The 21,970-nt window shown below is 65.7% G+C and carries 20 protein-coding genes; 14 read left to right on the top strand and 6 right to left on the bottom strand.

The features are described 5' to 3' along the window. Window positions 1-9: 9 nt before the first annotated feature. The 3 genes from IEX61_RS02530 to IEX61_RS02520 are packed head-to-tail and all read right to left on the bottom strand — an operon-like array spanning window position 10 to window position 4,282. Window positions 10-1,518, bottom strand: a complete 1,509-nt coding sequence (locus tag IEX61_RS02530) for an FMN-binding glutamate synthase family protein (protein ID WP_229725610.1) — start codon at window positions 1,516-1,518, stop codon at window positions 10-12. After that, window positions 1,518-2,690 carry a GerAB/ArcD/ProY family transporter gene (locus tag IEX61_RS02525; RefSeq protein ID WP_054671436.1) on the bottom strand — a complete coding sequence of 391 codons (1,173 nt, stop codon included), beginning with the start codon at window positions 2,688-2,690 and terminating at the stop codon, window positions 1,518-1,520. Before IEX61_RS02525 ends, IEX61_RS02530 begins: the two co-directional genes overlap by 1 nt. Next, window positions 2,687-4,282 (bottom strand): spore germination protein, encoded by a 1,596-nt coding sequence (locus tag IEX61_RS02520; RefSeq protein WP_054671439.1) that lies wholly within the window; start codon window positions 4,280-4,282, stop codon window positions 2,687-2,689. Before IEX61_RS02520 ends, IEX61_RS02525 begins: the two co-directional genes overlap by 4 nt. Window positions 4,283-4,423: 141 nt before the next feature. Between IEX61_RS02520 and IEX61_RS02515 the strand changes: the two genes are divergently transcribed. From IEX61_RS02515 to IEX61_RS02490, 6 genes are all read left to right on the top strand, one after another. Continuing rightward, complete coding sequence (locus IEX61_RS02515) at window positions 4,424-5,545, top strand: YpbB family protein (RefSeq protein ID WP_188816694.1); 1,122 nt, start codon at window positions 4,424-4,426, stop codon at window positions 5,543-5,545. Beyond that, window positions 5,526-7,094, top strand: coding sequence for a RecQ family ATP-dependent DNA helicase (locus tag IEX61_RS02510; protein ID WP_188816693.1), 1,569 nt, complete (start codon window positions 5,526-5,528; stop codon window positions 7,092-7,094). The genes IEX61_RS02515 and IEX61_RS02510 overlap by 20 nt, the downstream gene beginning before the upstream one ends. A gap of 116 nt (window positions 7,095-7,210) precedes the next feature. After that, window positions 7,211-8,650 carry an NAD-dependent succinate-semialdehyde dehydrogenase gene (locus IEX61_RS02505; RefSeq protein WP_188816692.1) on the top strand — a complete coding sequence of 480 codons (1,440 nt, stop codon included), beginning with the start codon at window positions 7,211-7,213 and terminating at the stop codon, window positions 8,648-8,650. 160 nt (window positions 8,651-8,810) lie between these two features. Continuing rightward, on the top strand, window positions 8,811-9,245 hold the full coding sequence (locus tag IEX61_RS02500; RefSeq protein ID WP_054669197.1) for a hypothetical protein: 435 nt from the start codon (window positions 8,811-8,813) through the stop codon (window positions 9,243-9,245). 114 nt (window positions 9,246-9,359) lie between these two features. Beyond that, window positions 9,360-9,647: a hypothetical protein gene (locus IEX61_RS02495; RefSeq protein WP_054669194.1), complete on the top strand. Its 288-nt coding sequence runs from the start codon at window positions 9,360-9,362 to the stop codon at window positions 9,645-9,647. Window positions 9,648-9,770: 123 nt separating this feature from the next. Beyond that, window positions 9,771-10,352, top strand: a complete 582-nt coding sequence (locus IEX61_RS02490) for a genetic competence negative regulator (RefSeq protein ID WP_188816691.1) — start codon at window positions 9,771-9,773, stop codon at window positions 10,350-10,352. Here the strand turns inward: IEX61_RS02490 and IEX61_RS02485 are convergent. Then, a complete protein-coding gene (locus IEX61_RS02485; protein ID WP_188816690.1) occupies window positions 10,296-11,114 on the bottom strand; it encodes a PIG-L deacetylase family protein in 819 nt (272 codons plus the stop codon). The genes IEX61_RS02490 and IEX61_RS02485 overlap by 57 nt on opposite strands. Before the next feature lie 125 nt (window positions 11,115-11,239). Here IEX61_RS02485 and IEX61_RS02480 point away from each other — a divergent pair, with 125 nt between their 5' ends. The 3 genes from IEX61_RS02480 (at window position 11,240) to IEX61_RS02470 (ending at window position 13,978) form a co-directional block, all read left to right on the top strand. After that, window positions 11,240-12,187, top strand: a complete 948-nt coding sequence (locus tag IEX61_RS02480) for a D-alanine--D-alanine ligase family protein (RefSeq protein WP_054669190.1) — start codon at window positions 11,240-11,242, stop codon at window positions 12,185-12,187. 5 nt (window positions 12,188-12,192) lie between these two features. Then, window positions 12,193-12,567, top strand: a complete 375-nt coding sequence (locus tag IEX61_RS02475) for a fluoride efflux transporter FluC (RefSeq protein ID WP_054669188.1) — start codon at window positions 12,193-12,195, stop codon at window positions 12,565-12,567. Window positions 12,568-12,673: 106 nt separating this feature from the next. Further along, the gene (locus tag IEX61_RS02470) at window positions 12,674-13,978 is read left to right on the top strand and encodes a Glu/Leu/Phe/Val family dehydrogenase (protein ID WP_054669186.1); all 1,305 of its coding nucleotides are present in this window, start codon (window positions 12,674-12,676) and stop codon (window positions 13,976-13,978) included. A 123-nt stretch (window positions 13,979-14,101) separates the two neighbouring features. On the opposite strand, the gene acnA is transcribed toward IEX61_RS02470, so the two are convergent. Further along, window positions 14,102-16,837, bottom strand: a complete 2,736-nt coding sequence (gene acnA, locus IEX61_RS02465; RefSeq protein ID WP_188816689.1) for an aconitate hydratase AcnA — start codon at window positions 16,835-16,837, stop codon at window positions 14,102-14,104. A gap of 262 nt (window positions 16,838-17,099) precedes the next feature. Here acnA and IEX61_RS02460 point away from each other — a divergent pair, with 262 nt between their 5' ends. Further along, complete coding sequence (locus IEX61_RS02460) at window positions 17,100-17,843, top strand: IclR family transcriptional regulator (protein WP_188816688.1); 744 nt, start codon at window positions 17,100-17,102, stop codon at window positions 17,841-17,843. 2 nt (window positions 17,844-17,845) lie between these two features. Here IEX61_RS02460 and IEX61_RS02455 read toward each other — a convergent pair whose 3' ends face one another. Further along, on the bottom strand, window positions 17,846-18,853 hold the full coding sequence (locus IEX61_RS02455; protein WP_054669198.1) for an asparaginase: 1,008 nt from the start codon (window positions 18,851-18,853) through the stop codon (window positions 17,846-17,848). A 57-nt stretch (window positions 18,854-18,910) separates the two neighbouring features. Here IEX61_RS02455 and IEX61_RS02450 point away from each other — a divergent pair, with 57 nt between their 5' ends. The 4 genes from IEX61_RS02450 (at window position 18,911) to IEX61_RS02435 (ending at window position 21,912) form a co-directional block, all read left to right on the top strand. After that, window positions 18,911-19,153 carry a hypothetical protein gene (locus tag IEX61_RS02450; RefSeq protein WP_054669182.1) on the top strand — a complete coding sequence of 81 codons (243 nt, stop codon included), beginning with the start codon at window positions 18,911-18,913 and terminating at the stop codon, window positions 19,151-19,153. A gap of 206 nt (window positions 19,154-19,359) precedes the next feature. Then, a complete protein-coding gene (ypeB, locus tag IEX61_RS02445; RefSeq protein WP_054669180.1) occupies window positions 19,360-20,721 on the top strand; it encodes a germination protein YpeB in 1,362 nt (453 codons plus the stop codon). Window positions 20,722-20,934: 213 nt separating this feature from the next. Beyond that, entirely contained in the window at window positions 20,935-21,603 is a 669-nt protein-coding gene (locus tag IEX61_RS02440) for a flagellar brake protein (protein WP_054669178.1), read from the top strand. A gap of 63 nt (window positions 21,604-21,666) precedes the next feature. Further along, on the top strand, window positions 21,667-21,912 hold the full coding sequence (locus IEX61_RS02435; protein WP_054669176.1) for a hypothetical protein: 246 nt from the start codon (window positions 21,667-21,669) through the stop codon (window positions 21,910-21,912). Window positions 21,913-21,970 lie beyond the last annotated feature (58 nt).

Below are 21,970 nucleotides of genomic sequence, written 5' to 3'. Positions count from 1 at the left end.
GGCATGGCATCAGGAAAGCCAGCGTTTGAGCCCGTCACGGACAAGGCTTTTCAGCCGTGACGGCGGCTTGGGGTTTCCGTCGGGATCGGGCAGCCAAGGCGAAGCCGTTGGGGAGCCATCGGCAAGGGGAATGCCCGTCACCTGTGCCGTCCACGGCTCGAGGGCCACTAGGTCCTCGCGGCCGACTTCCCCAATGGCGCGCTTGCCGAGGGCGCGGATGCCGACCTCGATTTCCGCTGCGTAGGCGCGCAAAAACTGCGCCACGTGCCGCGCGCCCTGTTCGGGGTCGAAGCGGTGTGCCAGTTTTCCCCAGGCAAAAACGAGTTCCGTCGGCGGTTCCCAGGGGAGGGTTTTGGCGATTTGGTTATGGGCCGCGGCAAACAGAACCGTGCTGCCCAGGTAGACGGCGTCGGCGCCGAGGGCGATCGCCTTCAGGCATTCGCCGGGCGTCTTCAGCCCGCCGGCGATGAGCAAGGAAACGGTGCCGGAGACGCCGCGGCGTTCCAGGTGGCGGACGGCCCGGCACAAACCGAACAGGGTGGGCAGACCAAAGTCGTCTTGGAGGATCGGCGCCGATCCCTTGGTCCCCGCTTGCGCCCCATCGAGGGTGATGAAGTCGACGCCGGCTTCCAGGGCGATGTCCAGGTCCGCCTCCAGCATCCCCGAAGGAACCAGTTTCATGCCGATGGGCACGCCGCCGGTGGCGGCCTTCAGGTCGTCCACCAGCCGCCGCCAATCGCCTTTCGTTCGGATGCCCGGCATGCGGGCCGGGAGAACGGCGTCCTCGCCGGGCCTGAGCCCCATCAGGGCCTTGGCCCGTTCGGGAAGCAGCGCCGCCTCGGTACGGCTTTCGACGCCGGCGCTGGCGCCCTGGCCCACCCATATTTCGATGGCGTCCGCCTGGCGCAGGGTGTCGGGGTCTTTGTCCCATTTTCCGCGGTGGAACTGCAGAATCAAGTGCCTTGCCGCCTGCCGTTCTTCCGGCAGCAAGGGCCCTTCCCCGCTGTTGGTGGCCGTGCCGACAGCTGCGGCGCCCCTGGCGATGGCGATTTTCACCGGCGCGCTGAGGCCTACGCCGTAGCCCAGCGCAGAAACAAGGATCGGGATGTCGACGCGAAGCGGTCGCCGGGCGCAGGGCCCGATGGTCACCGCAAGGTCCACCCGTTCGTCCTCGGGGGTGGGCCGGCGCACCAGCTGCGCAGGGGAAAAGACGAGATGATCAAAGTGGAGGAAGCGCCGGGGCGATCCGAACGGGCGTTTGATGATTCCCCCTGCTTCGGCGCGGAGGCTGTTTTCCACGGCCACCTGGGGGGTGTGCCGCATGATGCCCGACGCCAGTTCCCAGATGTTTTCCATGTAGGGGTCACGCAACAGGCGGGTGAACGCCCGGCGCAGGAAGCGCCGGCTCCACCAACGGGAAACGAGTACGAGCAAAAGAGCCGCGGTAAGACTGCCGGCAGTTCCGATCAACCACAGGACCATCCATCCGGGTTCGCGCATGATGGCCACCATCTCCATCACAGTGTGGATTGGCGAAACGCCGCCTCTCGCTGCCCGCGCCGAACGAGGGTGGCCAGCACGTGCAGGGCGACGGGATAGGCGAGGGTGAGGAAGAAGGTGGCGTAGGCGCTCCAGCGGCCCCATGCGGCCACCTCGACGGGCGATGGCGGGTACAGGGCCACGCCAGCGGCCAGGACAAAGATCGTGGCCGCGGCCCCCACGGCGTGCCCAAAGATGCCGGGGGCAAACCAGGTGGCCAGCTGCACGTAGGCGCCAAAATTGTTGGCGGCGGTGGTGAAGACGACGGCCACCCACGCGGCCAGAAAGACCGATTCCAGCCGTTCCAGCACCAACCCCGGGAAGGTCGTGATCCGGGCCAGCTCAAAAGTCGGCCAGGTGATCCGCCTCAGCTCTTCATGGCCGAAGACGGCAATGGCCACGGTGGTGATCAGCACATACAGGACCGTGGGGAGCGCCATACCCCATACGCTTGGCCCGAGAAGGTTCCGGGGTTGTGCAATGTATCCGCCGTAGGCGCTCAGCACGATGGCCCCCTGGAACGCGAACAAGGCCGCCAGCATCCCCTTCCCCAAATCGGCCCAATCGTACGGAAACAGGGGGAGCAGGTTGTAGACGTCTCCCCGCGTCATGGACAGGAAAACGCCGCCCAGAAAATTGGCGACAACCAAGGGGAGCAACAGCTCGTTGACCCGCCCCTGGGCGTCGACGGCCATCAGGCTGAACAGCGCGCAGGGCACAAGGAGAAGCAGCACCACCACCGCCTTGGGCGTGTTGGGCAAAATGGCCGCGTTGACCACGTCGGCAAAGAGCCGCGTCACGATGCCCGTGACCACGACCAGCAGCGCGGCGAGCGGCAGGTACACGGTCAGGGTGTAGGCGCGAAGGAAGAGGGGCCGCCGAAGGGGAGCCGATTGCACCACCACCCCGTAAAAGGACTGGTGCGGAAAGCGCCGATACAGCGTGAGCCACAGATGCAGCGGAATCCAATTGAGCAGCGCGCAGAGGAGCAGGGGGGTATACCCGTCGGTGCGCGTGGCGGCGGCCACCTCGCGCGGCAGGGTAAGGACGCCGACCCCAATGATCGTTTGGACGATGAGGGCGAACAGCTGGCCGCTCGTGAGCAAGGGCGGGAGGGCATGGGCCTTTGCGGAAGGGGCGAGGGTTTTCATGCCGGGCTGCCCTCCTCGTCCGACGGCTGGCGGTTGGGGGTGGCGTTGCGAATGTCTTGGCGGGGCCGGAACATCTGCGGCCTCGTGCGCAACCACGTCCACGGGAAGCGCAGGAGCACGTCCTTGGAATCGGTAGGGCGGAACGGGGTGAGCGGCGCCAGATACGGAACGCCGAAGGATTTGAGCGTCGACAGGTGCAGCAGGATGAGCAGCACGCCGATCATCAGCCCGTACAGGCCGAAGCTGGCGGAAATGAACATGAGGGGGAACCGCAGCATGCGCAGCGGGATGGCCGCGCTGTAGCTGGGAATGGCAAAGGACCCGATCGTCGTGACGGCGACGATGATCACCATCAGCGGGCTAACCAGACCGGCGCGCACCGCCGACTCCCCGATGACCAAACCGCCGACAATCCCGATGGTCGGCCCGATGGGGCCCGGCAGGCGCACGCTGGCCTCGCGGAGGATCTCGATCATGACTTCCATAATCAGGGCCTCGATGATCGAAGGAAACGGCACTGTGGCGCGCCCGGCCGCCATGGCGATGGCCAGCTCGGTGGGGAGCATCTCCGGGTGAAAGGAGACGAAGGCGATGTACAGGGACGGAAGAAGCAGGGAAATGATCAGGCTAAACAGGCGGATGATGCGCACCAGCGAGGCGATGAGCGCCCGCTCGTAGTAGTCTTCCGCCGCGTGGTAAAACTGGTGGAACACCGCGGGCACGATGAGCGCAAGCGGCGAGCCGTTGACCAAAATGGCAATCTTCCCTTCAAGCAGGTGGGCGGCCACCTTATCCGGCCGCTCGGTGGCTTGGACCTGCGGGAACGGCGACCAGCTGGAGTCCTCGATCAGCTCCTCAAGGTAGCCCGAATCGAGCATGCCGTCGATGCGGATGTTGTCGAGGCGGCGTTTCAGTTCGGCCAGCGCCTTGGTGTTGACGATGCCGTCGATGTACAGGATGTAGACGTCGGTCTGCGTGCGCTGTCCGAACACCCGCCGCTCCACGCGCAGATCGGGATCGCGCATGCGGGCGCGCAGGAGGCCCAGGTTGACGTGCGCGTTTTCCATGAGCGCTTCCCGCGGACCACGCACCACCGACTCCGCGCGCGGCTCGTCAACCGAACGCATCTCCCATCCCTTGATGTCGATGGCCACGGCGCGACTTGCGCCCTGCACGAACAGAAGCGCGCATCCCGACAGGAGGGCGCGCAGCGCGTCGGCCATCCGTTCCACCTCGCGGAGGCTCCCCACCTGCAGCACGTCCCACAGCTTGGGTAAGCCCACGTACGGCGCGTTGCCGTCCTCCTCTCCGGTCAGCAGCGGGTTGAGAATGTGTTCGTTGAGGTGGCGCGTGTCCACCAGCACGTCAAAGTAGACGATGGCGGCCGGCGTTTTCCCGCGGATGTGCAGTTGGCGCACCAGGAGATCGGGCGGATGCCCCAGCCAGTCCTGGATGCGCGAGACGTTTTCGTCGACGCGTGTGTGGATGGGGGTGTCTTCGGCGCGGGCCTCAATTTTTTGGTCGAAGTAGGCGCGCAGTTCGGGACGATCGGTAAGCGCCTGCTTTTTCTGCTTTCGTTTTCCTTTCCACATGGCCCGCAACCTCCCACCGGCTCCTTGTTTTTCTGATTCCCGTTTGCCGGGAGAATCATGCAGCGGCGGCAGGACAGCGGCGCGGCAGGCAATATGTGATACAATGGGGGCGAAGATGGGGCGAGGAGGAGAAGGAGGGGGATGGCTGCCCGAACACGTCTCGATCCCCTGCACGGGCTTGTGCTGCGCGTGGCGTCGGCGATGGCGGGGGAACGGACACAAGCGGCGATCTGGCGCGTGCTGGCCGGGCATGGCGGCATCCAAACCATCCAGGACGTGTGCTGGTATGGCCTGCGCCGCTATTATGCCGTCGTGGACAGATCGGAGCGGGAGGCGGTGCGGCGCCGGCTCGAGGAGCTTCAGGCGTGGGGCTACGTGGCCGAGGCGCATGAATGGTCGGACGGCCGCCGGTTCGTGAGGGTTACGGCGGCGGGGGAACGCGCCTTGCGGGAAGACCCCAGCGGCGCGGCCGTCGACGCGGTGCTCGCGACGTGGGACGGGCTCCGCGACGGCCGCGCGTGGCGCGTGCTCTACCCGCGGCTGGTGCTCACGGTGCAGACGCTGTCCCACCTGGTACGGGGACAAACCGCCTTTCGTCCGATTGTCCGTACCCCCGACGCCCAGGCTTGGGTGCGGGCGCTCTTGGCCAAGCGACCGGCGAAAGCCACCGCCGCGCAGCTCCGCGCCGAGCTGGAACAGGCCCTCGAACGCCTGCCGCCCCCCTATGCCGATCTGCTCGTGGCCTCCTTTGCCGGCTTTGGCCTGAGGGGCGCGACGGCGCAGCAGCTGGCCGCGCGCACCGGAAGCGCGCCGGTGCTCGTGCGGGCGGCGCTGCGGGTGGCGGTGGCCCGCGTGCAGGAGGCGGCGCTGGAGGAGCCGGAGCGCTTTCCCCTGCTGCATGCCATGGCCGAGCCGCGGCCATGTGAAGGGCTTTCCGCGTCGGCGGAAGCGACGCGCGCCCTCCTGCTGCGCGGCGTTGCCCCGGCGGAGGTGGCCCGCCGCCGGGGCCTGCGCCTGGCGACGGTGGAAGACCATGTCGTCGAGATCGCCCTGCGCGATCCGGCCTTTGACGTCTTTCGGTTTCTCGATCGCACCACGCACGAGGCGGTGTGGGCGGCGCGGCGCCGGCTCGGCACGGTTCGGCTGCGCGCGATTCGCGATGCCCTCGGCGGCGCCGTGTCCTATTTTGCCATCCGCTTGGCGCTCACCCGTCCGCCGTGCACCGGAATGGGGGAATATGGAAGTGACGCGCCGACGGGTTGACCGGGCCGCTCTGCTCGCCGCGATGGAGCGCCATTTCGGCTTCCGCACCTTTCGCCCGGGGCAGGCCGAACTCATCGAAGCGGTCCTCTCCGGCCGTGATGCCCTGGGCGTGCTGGCCACGGGCAGCGGGAAGTCCCTCTGCTACCAGTTACCGGCGCTGCTGCTTTCCGGCGTGTGCGTCGTCGTCTCGCCCCTCATCGCGTTGATGGAGGACCAGGTTGCCGCCCTGCACGCGCGGGGGTTTCGCGGCGTGACGGCGCTGCACAGCGGGCTGGATCCCGATGAACGTCGAAGGCGGGAGGATCGGCTTTGTGCCGGCGCGTATCGGCTGGTCTACGTGTCGCCGGAGCGGCTGGCCCAGCCCGCCTTCGTGCGCCGCTTGGCGCGCGTGGGGGTTTCCCTCTTCGTTGTCGACGAGGCCCACTGCATTTCCCAATGGGGCCACGAATTCCGTCCCGACTACCTGCGGCTCGGGCAGGTGGTTCACGGGCTGGGGCGTCCTCCGACGCTGGCCCTGACGGCCACCGCCCCGCCGCCTGTGCAAAAGGACATTGTCACTGCGCTCAAGATGCGCGACCCCGTGCGCGTCGTCCTGCCGGTCAACCGCGACAACCTGGCCTTCGACCGCGTGTGGGTGAATGGCGAAGCCGAGAAGCAGGCCGTGTTGGCGGAGCGGCTTTTGCGCCTGGCCGGGCCCGGCATCGTCTATGTGGCGACGCGCGAGGCGGCCGAAGCCTTTTGCGCTTGGTTTTCTTGCCGCGACGGGCGTCCGGCGGAGTATTTCCACGGCGGCATGCCGGCCGACGAGCGGGCGCGCATTTTGGAACAGTTTCGCGCCGGAGAGCTGTTTGTCGTCTTTGCCACCAACGCCTTTGGCATGGGCATCGACAAGCCCGATGTGCGCTTCGTACTGCACGCCCACGCCCCGGCATCGCTGGAGGCCTACGTGCAGGAAGCGGGGCGGGCCGGGCGCGACGGTGCCCCGGCCTACGCCTGCCTGCTGTACGACCGCGCCGACCTGGCGTTGCAGCAGCGGCTCCTCGCCCGCGAGTATCCACCCGAAGCCGCCCTCGTCCCGCTCCTGGCGCGCCTGCGCGAGCGGGGGAGAGGCGCGGCACGCCTGGAGGAAACCGCCGACGATCCGGCGGCGCGCCATCTGCCTGCCGTGGTGGCCCAGCTGGAGCTGGCGGGCGCGGTGGCGTACGATCCCGCCACCGGCGCCTGGACGTGGCAGGATTCCCGCGCCGATGTGGCGGAGCTCGCGGCGCAGGTGGCCGAGCGACTGCAGGCACGCAAGGCGGATCGCTTGCGGCGCCTCGGTGCCCTGGCGGCGTGGGCGGAGGGAGAAGGCTGTCGGCGCGCGGCGCTGGACCGCTATTTCGGTTCGCCGAGCGGCCCCAAGCCGGCATCGTGCTGTTGGGCGTGTGGCGTGGAGTGGACGGCCTACGCCGATGCCTCCGGCGCGATGGCGTGGGCCGAGGCGGCGGAACCGCTGGGATGGCGACAGCGCCTGGCACAGCTGCTCCCGGTGGAGCCGACGGCGACGTGAGGCCCCACCGGCCGAAGGCGCCGCTTGGGAAACCGGAAACACCGGGGCGAAACGCGCGGCTTTCCGGTGCGGCGCGCGCGGTGCATCGCCATATCGCAGCGAAAGGAGTGGGGACGATGCGCAAGGAGAAGATGTGGGTTGCCGGTTCCTGGTGTGCGAGCGAAGACGGTCGCACCTTTGCGGTGACCGATCCGGCGACGGGCGAGGTCGTGGGGGAGGTTCCCGATGCGACCGAAGCCGACGTGCGGCGGGCCGTGGAGGCGGCCCACCAGGCGTTCCCCGAATGGGCTGGCCTTCCCGCGCGCAAGCGGTCTGACGTGCTGTATGCGTGGTACCGGCGCATTCTCGACCACCAAGAGGACCTCGCCCGCCTCCTGACGCGCGAACAGGGCAAGCCCCTTGCCGAGGCGCGCGGGGAGATCGCGTACGCCGCCCAATTCGTCCTGTGGTACGCCGAGGAAGCCAACCGCGTGTACGGGTACACGGTGCCGGCCTCGTCGCCGACGAAGCGCATCCAGGTGCTGCGCCAGCCGGTTGGCGTGGTGGCGGCCATCACGCCGTGGAATTTCCCGGCGGCCATGGTGACGCGCAAGGTGGCCCCGGCCCTCGCCGCCGGGTGCACGGTGGTGCTGAAACCGGCCGAGCAGACGCCGCTGACGGCGCTGGCGTTGGCCCGACTGCTGGAGGAGGCGGGCTTGCCCGCCGGCGTGGTCAACGTGGTGACCGGGGAGCCGAAGCGCATCGGCCGCGTGCTGCTGGACGATCCGCGCGTGCGCAAAATCACCTTTACCGGGTCGACCGAGGTGGGCAAGTACCTGATGCGCGAGGCGGCGGCGCACGTCAAGCGCATCTCGCTGGAGCTGGGCGGCCATGCCCCGTTCCTCATTTTTGACGACGCCGATCTGGACGCGGCAGTCAAGGGCGTGGTGGCGAGCAAGTTCCGCAACGCGGGGCAGACGTGCATCTGCGCCAACCGCATCCTTGTCCAGCGCAGCGTCTACGACGCCTTTGTCGCGCGCTTTGTTGACGCCGTGCGCGCGCTCAAGGTGGGCCACGGGTTGGAAGACGGCGTCGACATTGGGCCGCTCGTCGACGAGGCGGCGGTGGAAAAGGTGCTGGGCCAGGTGGCCGACGCCCGGGCAAAGGGCGCGGAGGTGCTCGTGGGCGGATATCGACTGACCGAGGGGGCTTACGGGCGCGGGCATTTTGTCGCGCCCACGGTGCTGGCGAACGTCAACGAAACGATGGCCGTCTGGCAGGAGGAGACCTTTGGTCCGGTCGCGCCGGTGGCGGTGTTTGACGACGAAGCCGACGCGATCGCCAAGGCCAACCGCTCCCGCTACGGCCTGGCTGCCTACGTGTACACGCAGGGCTTGTCGCGCGCCATGCGCGTCGCCGAGCAGCTCGAGTACGGCATTGTCGGGGTAAACGATCCCGTTCCGTCGGTGGCGCAAGCCCCCTTTGGCGGCTGGAAGGAATCTGGCATGGGGCGCGAGGGCGGACGCGAGGGCATCGACGCCTTCCTGGAGACGAAGTACGTCTCGTTCGGCATCTAATCGGCGAAGGCCTGGCGCTGCTGCCCCTTTTTCCTGCCAGCGCCTCCCGTTGGGATGACGGGTTTGCGCCGCGCGCGCATAACGTAAAACAGGAGCGCGCAGGGCGCACAGTGCACCGGCGGGTCGGCTCGACCCGTGCCGGGCAAGGGGAGGAGGCCGCATGTACGGGCGATCGTTTCTCCTCATCATGGTCGGCTGGCTTTTGGGGCGCCTGGCTGCCGCGTTATTTGACGCCGGCGGGCCAGCCGTGCCGGCGGCAACGGCGGAAGACTGGCTGGGCGCGTGGCTGGTCAACCCCACGGAGCTCTTCCTGGGCGTGGCCATTGCCGCGCTGGCGGCCTACGCCATTTTCCGGGCACTGCGCATGCTGTGGGCCGTGCGGCGGACAGGCGACCTCGGCCATCGCCTGACCGTGCTCCTGCTCGCCGGATTTGCCTGCTTTGTGCTGGCCGTTCAGTTCCAACGCATGGAAACCGTGATGACCGTCGTCTGGAGCACCTTCGTCTGCGGCCAACTCTACCGCTCGGTGGCGCTCTTTCGCCAGCGGAAGCGCCTGGAGGACGCCCTTCGCCGCGGGGGACCGCCCCTGCGCTAGCGCCTTACGCGTAGCCCCGGCGACCGTTGTCCGCATAACGAGCCGCGCGTACGGGTATTGTACCTACCAGCAGACGATGCTGTTACGAGGGTCTAGGGAAAAGGAGGAACGCCCGTGCGCAACAGTTGGATGCCCTTTGTCGTCGGGAGCGCGCTTGGCCTGGTCTCCGGGTTGGCCATCAGCCAGATGCTGAACCGTACCAAGGGACTGGACGCGCGCAGCGAAGGCCCTCCGCCATCGCGCGAGGAGGATGCGTTTGCCGCTGCGGCCCACTCCGGCGGCATTTCCGAGGAGCGGACCGTGCCGCCCGCTGCCGAATCAAACGCGGGTTCGGTGGAACAGGAGATGGCGCAATGGGCCCAAGCCTTTCGGAATTACGCCCCCGAGGCCCGGCCAATGTGAGCTTAAAGCGCACCCCCGTTGAGGGGTGCGCTTTTTGCACGGACAATGGGATAATAAGCCTCTACGAACCTTTCGATTTTCCTCATCATATCCTGTAGCAGGGGAACGACAGGGGGGTTGGCCATGCGCATCGAGCGGCTGAGCCCGGACAAGGTTCGCTTTTTCCTCACGTTTGACGACTTGACCGAACGCGGGATCGCCAAGGAGGACATGTGGCGGGACATCCCCAAGGTGCACGACCTTTTCCAGGAGATGATGGAACAGGCCTACCTGGAATTGGGATTCGAAGTGACCGGCCCGGTGGCCGTTGAAGTTTTTGCCCTTCCCGCTCAGGGGATGGTGGTGATCGTCACGCGCGGCAAGAGCGACAACGCGTACGACGACGAGGGGTACGAAATGCACGTGACGCTGGAGGAAAGCGACACGATTGTCTTCGCCTTTCCCGACGTGGACCAGGTGATCGAGGCGATCCGACGCATTCGGCGGTACGTGGACTCCGGCGGAAAGCTGCATTACTACCGTCAGCGGTACGTGCTGTCGCTCCCCCCCTTGGCATTGGATCCAGCCGATTACGATGCCCTCATCGCCATCCTTTCGGAGCACGGGGAGCCTTACGCCGTGACGATGGCGATGTTGGAAGAATACGGGTCACCGATTGCCGCCGATGGGGCGATCGAAACGCTGTGGCGATACTTTGGGGCATGACCGTGGCCAGACGCAGGGCTGCTCCCCGCTTACAGGCCGGCGAACAGGTCGCCAACGTGGGGGGGCCGGCTGGGGAACGCGCGCCCAGGCGAGCAGGAAGTGGCTTTTCGTGCGCACATGCGTCGCGTCGCCGCGCGTGGCTCCGGGAAACACCGCCTCGACGGACAGGTGTTGCGACCGGTGCGCGGCGAGAGCGGCGGCGGCAACGTGGGCGTAGCCCTCGCCGCTTACGGTGGCGGCGAGGGCTTCGTCCGGATCGGTGAAGACGCGCCGGCGTGACGCTTCTGCAGCGGAAGCCGGCAGCGTCACGTAGTACAGCCGTGCCACCTCGTCGGGGAGGCCCGGCGCCGTGACGGCGGCATAGGTGGCTTGCTGGATGGCGCGGTGGTCCGGATGCCCCGAGATGCCGTGGGGCGGAAAGGTGACGACGACCTGGGGGCGGAAGGTGCGCAGATAGGCGGCGATGGGGATGGCGAGGTGGTGCCGCGGCACGTCGGCCAGATGCCCGTCGCGAAAGCCGAGGAAGGTGACGCGTTCGATCCCCAAGATCCGACAGGCAGTGCGCGCCTCCCGCTCCCGCTGAATGGCCAACATCACCGGTGAGCAAACCGGCGGATTTCCGGGCTTGCCTGCTTCGCCGCGCGTGGCCAGGAGAAGGTGTACGCGGCACCCCTCTTCGCGCACATAGCGCGCCACAACGGCGCCGACGGTGAAGCTTTCGTCGTCCGGATGGGCGAAAACGAGAAGCAGCCGTTTTTCCACCTTTTTGGCTCCTTTCGCTTCGGCTTCGTCGCATGCGCAACCCGAACGGGCAAGACGTGTATATAATGGGGGAGAAACCGACGGCACATTCTCACGTGCAGAAAGAGACAAGGAGTGATCGGAGCGTGGCGGTACGCGTTGTCGTGCTGTACGGCGGCGACTCAAGCGAACGGGAGGTTTCGCTGCGCACGGGGCGTGGCATCATGAACGCGCTGCGGGCCAAGGGCTATGAGGTGATCGGGATTGACTTTCGGCCCACGCGCGAATGCCTAGCCCAGCTGGTTCAGCTTCAGGCTGATGTGGTGTACATCGCCCTTCACGGCCGCTATGGCGAGGACGGGCGGCTGCAAGGCCTTCTCGATCTGCTTGGCATCCCGTATGTGGGTTCGGGCGTGCTGGCTAGCGCGCTGGCGATGGACAAGGTGCGATCCAAGACCCTCGCACGGCAGGCGGGCATTCGCGTGGCGCCCGACCGGGTGATCCGGCGGGAGGAGCTGGATCGCGTGACGCCGGAAGAATTGGTCCGCGAACTGGGCTTGCCCCTCGTGATCAAGCCCAACCGCGAGGGGTCAACGGTTGGGCTGACGGTGGCGCAGCGGGAAGAAGAGGTTCGCCCGGGCCTTGAACAAGCCGCTCGCTATGACGACACCATCCTGGTCGAGTCTTTCGTTCCCGGCGTGGAGGTGACGGTGGGCGTTCTCGGTGATGAAACGCCCGTCGCGCTGCCGGTCATCGAAATTGTACCCCGCAAAAACTTCTACTATGATTATGAGTCGAAATATACGCCGGGGGGCAGCGAGCACATCATCCCCGCCCGCATCGCCCCGGAGGCCGAGCGGAAGGTGCGGGAGTGGGCCGTCGCCGCCTACCGTTTGCTCGATTGCCAAAACTACGCCCGCGTCGACTTCATCGTGCCGAAGGACGGTGGCGATCCGGTGCTGCTGGAGGTGAACACGCTACCCGGCATGACGGAAACGAGCCTCTTTCCCGACGCGGCGCGGGCCTACGGGCTGTCGTATCCGGACATGGTGGATCGCCTCATCCAGCTGGCCCTGCGCAAGCCGCAGGGGTGACGGCCATGGCCCTGTGGGGATGGGTGGCCGTCGGCGGGATTGTCGGGGCCTGCCTGCGCGTCGGTCTGGCGCAGGCGGCGGCCAAATGGTGGCCCGGTTCGTTCCCTGTCGCCACGTTCTTCGTCAATGTGGTCGGGTCGTTCCTGATCGGCCTGCTTTATGCCGTGGGGCTCGAGCGGGGCGGATTGTCCCCAACGGCGTACACGGCGCTGGTGGGCGGATTTTTGGGCTCCTTTACGACCTTTTCGTCGTTCAGTCTGGAAATCCTGCGTCTTCTGGAAAGCGGGCAGACGGCGCTGGTCCTCGGCTACGCCGTGGGCAGCGTCGTCGCCGGTGTGGCGGCGGTGTGGCTCGGCCTGTTGCTGGGACGAGCTGGGTAAGGGAAAGCGCGCGCTCTTTTCCCGCCCGCCCTTCCGGTGTATACTTGTTAGGGAAAAGGCAAACGGAATCACAGCGATTGAGAAACGGTATCGAGGTGGTTTGTCGATGGGCGACAGCGTGGCGAAAGAAAACGAGAAAAGCACCGCAGAACGGGAACGGGATGCGGAAAAGGCGGGTGCGGAGCTGCTCGCCGCGACACAGCGCGTGATCAAAGAAGCGCTGGACAAGCTGGGGTATCCCGAGCAGGTGTACGAATTGTTGGAGGAGCCGATCCGCGTGCTCACCGTGCGCATTCCCGTGCGGATGGACGACGGATCGGTAAAGGTGTTTACCGGTTACCGCGCCCAGCACAACGACGCGGTGGGGCCCACCAAGGGGGGCGTGCGCTTTCATCCCGATGTGACGTTGGATGAAGTGAAAGCGCTCTCCATCTGGATGAGCATCAAGTGCGGCATTATGGATCTTCCTTATGGCGGCGGGAAAGGCGCAATCAAATGCGACCCGCGGAAAATGTCGTTCCGCGAACTCGAGCGCCTCAGCCGCGGCTATGTGCGGGCCATCAGCCAGATCGTCGGTCCGGCGAAGGACATCCCTGCGCCGGACGTGTACACGAATTCGCAAATCATGGCCTGGATGATGGACGAGTACAGCCGCATTCGCGAGTTTGACAGCCCGGCCTTCATCACCGGCAAGCCCCTCGTGCTTGGCGGGTCGCGCGGCCGGGAGACGGCCACGGCCAAGGGCGTCACGATCTGCATCCGCGAGGCGGCGAAGAAGCGCGGCATCAACCTGGAAGGTGCGCGCGTCATCGTCCAGGGCTTTGGCAACGCCGGCGGCTACCTGGCCAAGTTCATGCACGACGCGGGGGCCAAGGTGATCGCCATTTCCGACGCCTACGGGGCCCTCTATGACCCGAATGGCCTCGACATCGATTACCTCCTTGACCGCCGCGACTCCTTCGGCACGGTGACACCCTTATTTAAGAACACGATCACGAACAAGGAGATGCTGGAGCTCGATTGCGACATCTTGGTGCCGGCGGCGGTTGCGAACCAGATCACCAAGGAGAACGCGCCCAACATCAAGGCGAAGATCATCGTCGAGGCGGCCAATGGGCCGACGACCTATGAGGCCACGAAGATCCTCACCGAGCGCGGCATCCTCCTCGTACCCGACGTGCTGGCCAGCGCCGGCGGCGTCACCGTGTCCTATTTCGAATGGGTGCAAAACAACCAGGGCTATTACTGGAGCGAGGAAGAAGTGGAGCGCAAGCTCGAAGAGATGATGGTGCGCGCCTTCGAGAACGTGTACCAGACGGCGCAGTCGCGCAAGGTGGACATGCGCCTGGCCGCGTACATGGTCGGCGTGCGCAAGATGGCCGAAGCGGCGCGCTTCCGCGGCTGGGTGTAGGGAAAGCGGGCGAGTCGCGCTCCCCGTCCCGGGACGGATGGGGAGCGCGTTTTTTGTTTGGGCGGGCATGGAAAAACCCCGAGCGGGAAAGGTCCCGCCCGGGGGTACGTGGGTGCGGCGGCGTTACGCCACCGGCATGTTGGCCTTGTCGTCGCGGAGGAGCTGGCGCAGCACCGTCTGCAGGATGCCGCCGTTGCGGTAGTAGTCGATCTCCACCGCGCTGTCGAGGCGGACGATGACGTCGAAGGTGAAGGTGCTGCCGTCGGGCCGCGTCGCTTTGACCGTCAGGCGCTGGCCGGGTTGGATGGCGTCGGACAGGCCGAGGATGTCGAAGGTTTCCTCGCCGGTGATGCCGAGGGCCTTCCACGACGCGCCGTCGGCGAACTGCAGCGGCAGTACGCCCATGCCGACGAGGTTGGAGCGGTGGATGCGCTCAAAGCTCTCGGCGATGACGGCCTTGACGCCGAGGAGGTAGGTGCCCTTGGCTGCCCAGTCGCGGGAGCTGCCCGTGCCGTACTCCTTGCCGGCCAACACGACGAGCGGAATGCCCGCCTCCTTGTACTTCATCGCCGCGTCGTAGATGGGCAGCACCTCGCCGGTCGGCAGGTACTTGGTGAAGCCGCCTTCCACGCCGGGCACCATCGCGTTGCGGATGCGGATGTTGGCAAAGGTGCCGCGCATCATCACCTCGTGGTTGCCGCGGCGGGACCCGTAGGAGTTGAAGTCCTCCGGCTTCACCCCGCGCTCGAGCAGGTATTTGCCGGCCGGGCTGTCCGGCTTGATGCTGCCGGCGGGGGAGATGTGGTCGGTGGTCACCGAGTCGCCCAGGAGGGCCAAGGCCCGCGCCCCGCGGATCTCCTCGATGGCGCCGACTTCCTCGGTCAAATTGGCGAAGAACGGCGGCTCCTGGATGTACGTCGAGTTCGGGTCGAACTCGTAGAGGAGGCCTTCCGGCGTCGGGATGGCGTTCCAGCGTTCGTTTCCGGTAAACACGTTGGCGTACTGCTGCCGGAACAGCTCGGGGTCCATCGCCTTCTGCATCGCCTCACGCAGTTCTTCCGGCGTCGGCCAGATGTCCTTCAGGTAGACCGGCTGGCCGTCCTTGCCGATCCCGATCGGCTCCTTCGTCAGGTCGATGTCCACCGTGCCGGCCAGGGCGTAGGCGATGACGAGCGGCGGGGAGGCGAGGTAATTGGCCTTCACCAGCTGATGGATGCGCCCTTCAAAGTTGCGGTTCCCCGACAGCACTGACGCCACGGTGAGGTCGCCGTCGATGATGCCCTGGGCCACTTCCTCCGGTAGCGGGCCGCTGTTGCCGATACAGGTGGCGCAGCCGTATCCGGCGACGTGGAAGCCCAGTTCCTCAAGGGCGTCCATCAGCCCGGCGTTGATCAGGTACTGCGTCACGACGCGGGAGCCCGGCGTCAGGCTGCTCTTGACGTAGGGCGGCTTTTTCAGCCCGCGCTCGACGGCCTTCTTGGCCAAGATGCCGGCGCCGAGCATCACGCTCGGGTTCGAGGTGTTCGTGCAGCTGGTGATGGCGGCGATCACCACCGAGCCGGTCTTGAGCGTCGATTTCTCGCCGCTCGGGTGGGTGATTTCCACTTTTTTGGCGATCTGCTCTTCGCTCAGGCCGAAGCCGCCCTTGTCCAGCGGGGCGCGTAGCGCCTCGTTGAACGCTTCCTTCATCCGCGTCAGCTCGACGCGGTCCTGCGGGCGCTTCGGACCGGCCAGGCTGGGCACCACCGTCGACAGGTCGAGCTCGATCGTGTCGGAGAAGATCGGCTCCGGCGCGTCGTCGGTGCGGAACATGCCTTGCGCCTTGTAGTAGGCTTCGACGAGCTGGACGAGCTCCTCGCTGCGGCCGGTCAGGCGCAGGTAGTTGAGCGTCTCCTCGTCGACGGGGAAGAAGCCCATCGTCGCCCCGTACTCCGGCGCCATGTTGGCCACGGTGGCGCGGTCGGCCAGCGTGAGCGTCGAGACGCCCGGACCGTAGAACTCGACGAACTTGCCGACAACGCCCTTCTTGCGCAGCATCTGCGTTACAGTGAGGGCGAGGTCCGTGGCTGTGGCCCCTTCGGCAAGGCGGCCGGTCAGCTTAAAGCCCACCACTTCGGGGATGACGAAGTACAGCGGCTGCCCGAGCATGCCCGCCTCGGCCTCGATGCCGCCGACGCCCCAGCCCACGACGCCCAAGCCGTTGATCATCGTCGTGTGGGAGTCGGTGCCGACGAGGGAGTCGGGGAAGACGACCGTCTCGCCGTTTTCCGTCTTCGTCGCCGCGACGGTGGCGAGGTACTCCAGGTTCACCTGGTGGACGATGCCCGTCGCCGGCGGGACGACGCGGAAGTTGTCAAAGGCCTTTTGCGCCCACCGCAGGAAGCGGTAGCGCTCCTCGTTGCGCTGAAACTCCAGCTCCATGTTCCGCTCGAGGGCGTCCTTGGTGCCGAAGGTGTCGACCATCACCGAGTGGTCGATGACGAGGTCCACCGGCACCAGCGGGTTGATGCGCTTCGGGTCGCCGCCCATCTTCTGGACCGCGCTGCGCATCGCCGCCAGGTCGACGACGGCGGGCACCCCCGTGAAGTCCTGCAGGATGATGCGCGCCGGCTTAAACGGCACTTCCTGCTTCTTCTTGTGCGCTTCCGGCCAATTGGCCAGCTGTTTGACGTGGTCGACCGTGATGGCCCGGCCGTCAAACTGGCGCACCGCCCCTTCCAGGAGCACCTTGATCGAGTAGGGGAGGCGCGAAACCGGTCCGTATCCCTGTTCTTCGAGGCCCTGGATGCGGTAGTAGGTGTAGCGCTTGCCGCCCACCTCCAGGGTGGCCCGCACGTTGAACGGATTCTTTGCGGCCATCTTTAACCATCCCTCCTGTGTGGCAAGGTGTACGGCGGCGGATGAGGTTTCATTCTATGAAACCAGGTTTCTCCACCTGACACCATTATAGCGCATCGAAGCCGGAACGTCATCCCTATTTTGGATTCCCGCAGGCTCTTCTACCCTTCCCGGGCGCTTTACGGATGACGGCCTGTCCAGTACAATGGTTACCGAGGACGTTTCATATAGTGGAACGTTTCAGCGGTCCTCCGATTTTTCCACACAGATTGGGGTCATCGCCATGGAAGGGCACAAGCTGACCGTTCGCGCGGTCGAACGGGCCCTGGACATTCTGCTCGCGTTTTCGGAAGCGAAAGAGCTGAGCCTGACGGAGATCGCCAAACGGGTGTCGCTCAACAAGAGCACCGTTCACCGCTTGTTGAACACCCTGGAGGAAAAAGGCTTCGTCATGCGCGACAGCGTCACGGAGAAATACCGCCTCGGCTACAGCGTGTGGGAGCTGGCGGGAAATTTGACGCTTCCGCATGACCCGGCGGTCCTCTTTCTCCCGGAGATGGAGCGGCTGCGCGACCTGCTCGACGAGACGGTCAGCTTGTATGTGCGCGACGGGAAGCACCGCGTGCGCGTGCAGGCCGTGGAAAGCCAGCAGACGATTCGCCGCGTGGCTCCCATCGGGGTGCGCCTACCGCTTTCCGTCGGCGCGTCGAGCAAAGTGCTGGTGGCGTATGCAGATCCCGAAACCCGGGCGGAAATCCTTGCCGATCCGGACTGGCCGCCGCAGGTGGACAAACACGCCTACGTGCGCCAGCTGGAGGCCATCCGCGCGCGCGGCTACGCCACCAGCGTCGAGGAACGGGAGGCGGGAACGGCGGCGGTGGCGGCCCCGATCTTCAGCCGATCGGGGCGCCTGGCGGCCGCCTTGTCCGTCTCGGGGCCCGCAAGCCGCCTCACCCTGGAGAAGATGCAGGAGATTGCTCCGCATGTCATCGAAGCGGCCAAGCGGATGGGGCGGCTCGTCCCGTAACCCTATTGGCGGAACCATTCCCGCAGTTGGTCCAGGTCTCGGCTGAGGGACAGGGTGACCATCAGCTTGATCCGCGCCTTTTGCCCGTTCAGCCGCCCGGAAGACAGGATGACCCCCAGCTTGTGCAGCTGGCGGCCGCCGCCTTCGTAGCCGTACACCGGCAGCACCATGCCGTTGTAGCAGCGGGAGACGAGGACGACCGGGATGCGCGCCGCGAGCAGCCGACGTACGCCGGGCACCATGGCCGGCGGCAGATTGCCGAGGCCGAGGGCTTCGATCACCACGCCGTCGACGCCGCGGTCGGCGCACGCCTGCAGGAAGAAGTCGTCCATTCCCGCGGCGGCTTTCACGAGGGCGACGTTTTCGGCCAGGGCCTGCGCCGGGAAATGCTCCCGCACCAGTGGCGCGTGGTGGTAGAAGATGTCGGCCTGGGTGACGGTGCCGATGGGGCCGTGCTGGGGCGATTGAAAGGTGGCCACGTTGGTGCTGTGCGTTTTCGTCACGTAACGGGCGGCATGGATCTCGTCGTTGAACACCACCAGCACGCCTTTGCCCCCGCTTTCCGGGTGTGCCGCGACCCGCACGGCGGCGAGGAGGTTGACCGGTCCGTCGGCTCCCAGTTCGTCGCTGGCGCGCATGGCGCCGGTCACGACGATGGGCTTGTCCGTTTTGACCACCAGGTCAAGCAGGAAGGCGGTCTCTTCTAGCGTGTCCGTCCCGTGCGTGATCACGACGCCGTGAACGTCGCTTTGCCTCACCGTCGCCTGTACCCGTTGCGCGAGGGCCAACATGTGCCGCGGCGTCATGTGGGGCGACGGAACGTTCAGGTAGTCGTCCATCGTGATGCGCGCGTGCCGCTCGAGGTGGGGAAGCAGGGCGGAAAACGGCGGCTCGCTTGCGGGGACCACGCCTTTTCCGCCTGATGCGCGCATGGCGATGGTTCCGCCGGTGTTGATGACCACAACGTGAGGGCGGTTCAACGGAATCGCCTCCTTTTTGTCTGTCTTCATCATACGCACAGAATCAAGACCACGCAAAACCCCGTCAACGGAAAGGGGGAAGTCGAGATGGCCAAAGCGAAGCCGGAACCGCTCGTTCTAAAACCGGCGGTAAGTGGCAACACTAAGACGGACAGGGGGGAGTCTTCGGTGAAGACGAATCGCTACAAGGTTGTGATTCGTTGCCGTCGCTGCGGCGAACGGTTCATCTTGCGCGGGCGCATGACGAAGGAAGGCAAGGTGGAAACCGGTTTCCGCCAGTGCCTTTGCGACAACGACAGCGATTTCGACATTCGCATCGAAGAACTGTAAATCCATCACGGGATGTACGGAAAACCCGCCGGGACGCATCGTCCCGGCTTTTTTCGTGGCCTGTCGCATAATCGCACCAGCCGCACCGCAGACTACTAGACAGCACGCACCGCGTGACGCCCCTCAAGGCGTCCCACATTGCGGTGCGGGATGCCCGGAACGGTCGGCAAACATATCTTCTGCACGTAACGAAGGGGGACGACGCCATGTATCGTCGCATCGCCGCCGTGCTCTTTCCGGTTTTGGTGCTGGCCTTAATCGGAACCGGATATTGGGGGTATCAGGAGCATCAAGAAAAGAACGCGATCCTCATCAAGACGGAAAACCAGTACCAGCGCGCCTTTCACGAGCTGAACAACCACATGGACCAGTTGCGCAGCGAATTGGGCAAAGTCCTGGCGGTCAACTCGCGGCGCGGGGTGGCGCAAACGCTGTCCAACGTATGGCGGCTGGCGTATGCCGCGCAAGAGGACGTCGGGCAACTGCCACTGACGTTGATGCCGTTTAACAAGACGGAAGACTTTCTGTCGAAGATCGGCAATTTTGCCCACCAGACGGCCATTCGCGATCTCTCGAAGGAGCCGCTTACGCCCGAGGAGCGGAAAACCCTTGAGGTGCTGTACAAGCAAGCCACGGAGATTCAACGTGAACTGAACAAGGTGCAGACGGCGATCTTGGAGCGGCAGCTTCGGTGGATGGATGTCGAACTGGCCTTGGCCTCCGATGACAAGCGGATGGACAACACGATCATCGACGGGCTGCGCACCGTGGACGATCGGGTGCGCCAGTACGGGGAAATGGATTTTGGGGTCGAGGCGGCGTACGAAGGGGCATTCAACAAAAGCGAGCTCGACAAGCGGTGGGGCCAGCCGATCACGGCGGATGAAGCGAAAAAACGGGCCTTGGCGTTCTTGGGAATGGAGCGGGCTTCCAACCTGGATGTGCGGGTGGTGGAGAACAAAAGCGGCGTGGAATACCGTTCGTACAGCGTAGCCGTTCGCCGACCCGGTGACGCGGTGGACCAGGACATCAACCTCGACGTCACGTACCGGGGGGGCCATGTGCTGTGGATGCTGGACAACCGGCCCATCGGCAAGCCGCGGCTCACCCTCAACCAGGGCCTTGAAAAGGCGGCGGCCTTTTTGAAGCAGCGGGGGCTTCTGAACATGGAAGCGGTGGAGGCTTCGCAACACGACGGCGTCGGCATGTACAACTTTGTGGCCACCCAAAACGGGGTCCGGCTCTACCCCGATGCCGTTGCCGTCCAGGTGGCCCTCGACAGCGGGCGCGTCATCGGCTACAGCGCGGAGAGCTACCTGCGCAACCATCGCCCGCGTACCCTATCCGCTCCCGCCCTCACCGAGGCGCAGGCCCGCCAGCGCGTCAACGGCCATGTTCGCATCGAGGATGCGGGGTTGGCCCTCATCAAGAACGATGCCGGCCGCGAGGTGTTGTGCTACGAATTCCTGGTCCGCAATGGACAGGATCGCTACCGCATCTTCCTGAATGCCCAGACGGGCGAAGAGGAGAAGGTCGACGAGATCGCCCCCGTCACGTCGGCCCAGTGACGCGGGCGGGCGGGATTGATCGTTTCGCCACCGGCAACGACCGGCTCAGGCTTGGCCTGGTGCCGGTCGTTGTTTGTTGAAAAAAGGTTTTGTGCCGACGGATCGCGTATAGGAAAGGAGAGGTGCGCGAACGCGTAGCGGTATACGCCACGAAACAGAAAAGCGGCTCGCGTACCGGCCACCAAGCAGAAGGATGGGGGACGGAGGACGGGCATGAACACGTTTCGGCTGTTCCAGATGCTCTACGTGGATGTGCAGGAGGAAGACCCAAGCGAAGCGGCGGCACAGCAGGAAATGATGCTGTACAAAACGCGCATCGTCGAGGTGACCGCCGACAGCCTGGTGACCGAGATCCCGCTCAACCGCGAAACGGGACAGTTTCGCTTCTTTTCCGTCGGCACGGCACTGTACGGCTGGGTGTTGGACGAGACGGGGACGCCCTGTCGCTTTCCCACGCGCGTGAAGAGCCGCAAAACGGACAACATTCCCTTGCTCGTTTTGGAACGTCCGGATCCGCGCAGCATCATCCGCATCCAACGCCGGCAGTACGTGCGCGTGCCGGCCGTGCTCGATGTGACGCTGCGGTGCGGCGAGGCCGTGCAGACGGTCCGCACCCTGGACATCAGCGGGGGAGGCCTGAAGTGCGCGGTGCCCGACCTCGGCCCGTTTCCCTTGGGCACGGCGGTGGAAGGCATTGTCGCCTTGCCCTATCCGCAGCGCACGGCGGTCACCTTCGCGGGGACGGTGGTGCGCACGCAGCCCCCGGCGGAGAAGGGCAAGCCGGCGACCGTGTCTATACGCTTCGATCGGATTTCGGAAAAGGAGCGGCAGGCGATCGTGCAATTTTGCTTCCGCACGCAGCTTCAGGCGCGTCGCCGGTAAGCGTGCGGGGGGCGTGTGCCGACGGGCGAAACGGGAGATACTGGGGAGCGGAGGCGGATCCCCATGCGACGGCATCGGCGCCAAGAAGCCCGTTTCGCTGCGAAGGCCAAATGGATCGACCGCGCGCTGATCGCGGCCGTTCTCGCCCTCCTGGCGGCCACGGTGGTGGCCCAACTCCTGCTGGCTGCCGATCCGCTGCGCGCATGGCTCAGCGAGGTGGACCGGCGGGAGGGGCTCGGGGTGGGGGCAGAGCTCCCGATCCCGGCGCAAACGCCTGGAAAAGAAAGGCCGTTGCGCACCCCGGAATAATGTGGTATGATCGGAAGCAGACAATCGAAATATCTGGAGACGAGTTCGTCTGGATCGG

This window comes from Calditerricola satsumensis, assembly GCF_014646935.1.
GTDB classification, from domain to species: Bacteria; Bacillota; Bacilli; order Calditerricolales; family Calditerricolaceae; genus Calditerricola; species Calditerricola satsumensis.
This window is presented reverse-complemented; position numbering and strand designations above follow the sequence as displayed.

Bases quoted from the DNA above. Each gene is read 5' to 3' on its own strand.
- IEX61_RS02530 (WP_229725610.1), bottom strand. From the start codon at position 1,518: ATGGAGATGGTGGCCATCATGCGCGAACCCGGATGGATGGTCCTGTGG.
- IEX61_RS02525 (WP_054671436.1), bottom strand. From the start codon at position 2,690: ATGAAAACCCTCGCCCCTTCCGCAAAGGCCCATGCCCTCCCGCCCTTG.
- IEX61_RS02520 (WP_054671439.1), bottom strand. From the start codon at position 4,282: ATGTGGAAAGGAAAACGAAAGCAGAAAAAGCAGGCGCTTACCGATCGT.
- IEX61_RS02515 (WP_188816694.1), top strand. From the start codon at position 4,424: ATGGCTGCCCGAACACGTCTCGATCCCCTGCACGGGCTTGTGCTGCGC.
- IEX61_RS02505 (WP_188816692.1), top strand. From the start codon at position 7,211: ATGCGCAAGGAGAAGATGTGGGTTGCCGGTTCCTGGTGTGCGAGCGAA.
- IEX61_RS02500 (WP_054669197.1), top strand. From the start codon at position 8,811: ATGTACGGGCGATCGTTTCTCCTCATCATGGTCGGCTGGCTTTTGGGG.
- IEX61_RS02490 (WP_188816691.1), top strand. From the start codon at position 9,771: ATGCGCATCGAGCGGCTGAGCCCGGACAAGGTTCGCTTTTTCCTCACG.
- IEX61_RS02475 (WP_054669188.1), top strand. From the start codon at position 12,193: ATGGCCCTGTGGGGATGGGTGGCCGTCGGCGGGATTGTCGGGGCCTGC.
- IEX61_RS02470 (WP_054669186.1), top strand. From the start codon at position 12,674: ATGGGCGACAGCGTGGCGAAAGAAAACGAGAAAAGCACCGCAGAACGG.
- acnA (WP_188816689.1), bottom strand. From the start codon at position 16,837: ATGGCCGCAAAGAATCCGTTCAACGTGCGGGCCACCCTGGAGGTGGGC.
- IEX61_RS02460 (WP_188816688.1), top strand. From the start codon at position 17,100: ATGGAAGGGCACAAGCTGACCGTTCGCGCGGTCGAACGGGCCCTGGAC.
- IEX61_RS02455 (WP_054669198.1), bottom strand. From the start codon at position 18,853: ATGAAGACAGACAAAAAGGAGGCGATTCCGTTGAACCGCCCTCACGTT.
- IEX61_RS02450 (WP_054669182.1), top strand. From the start codon at position 18,911: ATGGCCAAAGCGAAGCCGGAACCGCTCGTTCTAAAACCGGCGGTAAGT.
- ypeB (WP_054669180.1), top strand. From the start codon at position 19,360: ATGTATCGTCGCATCGCCGCCGTGCTCTTTCCGGTTTTGGTGCTGGCC.
- IEX61_RS02440 (WP_054669178.1), top strand. From the start codon at position 20,935: ATGAACACGTTTCGGCTGTTCCAGATGCTCTACGTGGATGTGCAGGAG.
- IEX61_RS02435 (WP_054669176.1), top strand. From the start codon at position 21,667: ATGCGACGGCATCGGCGCCAAGAAGCCCGTTTCGCTGCGAAGGCCAAA.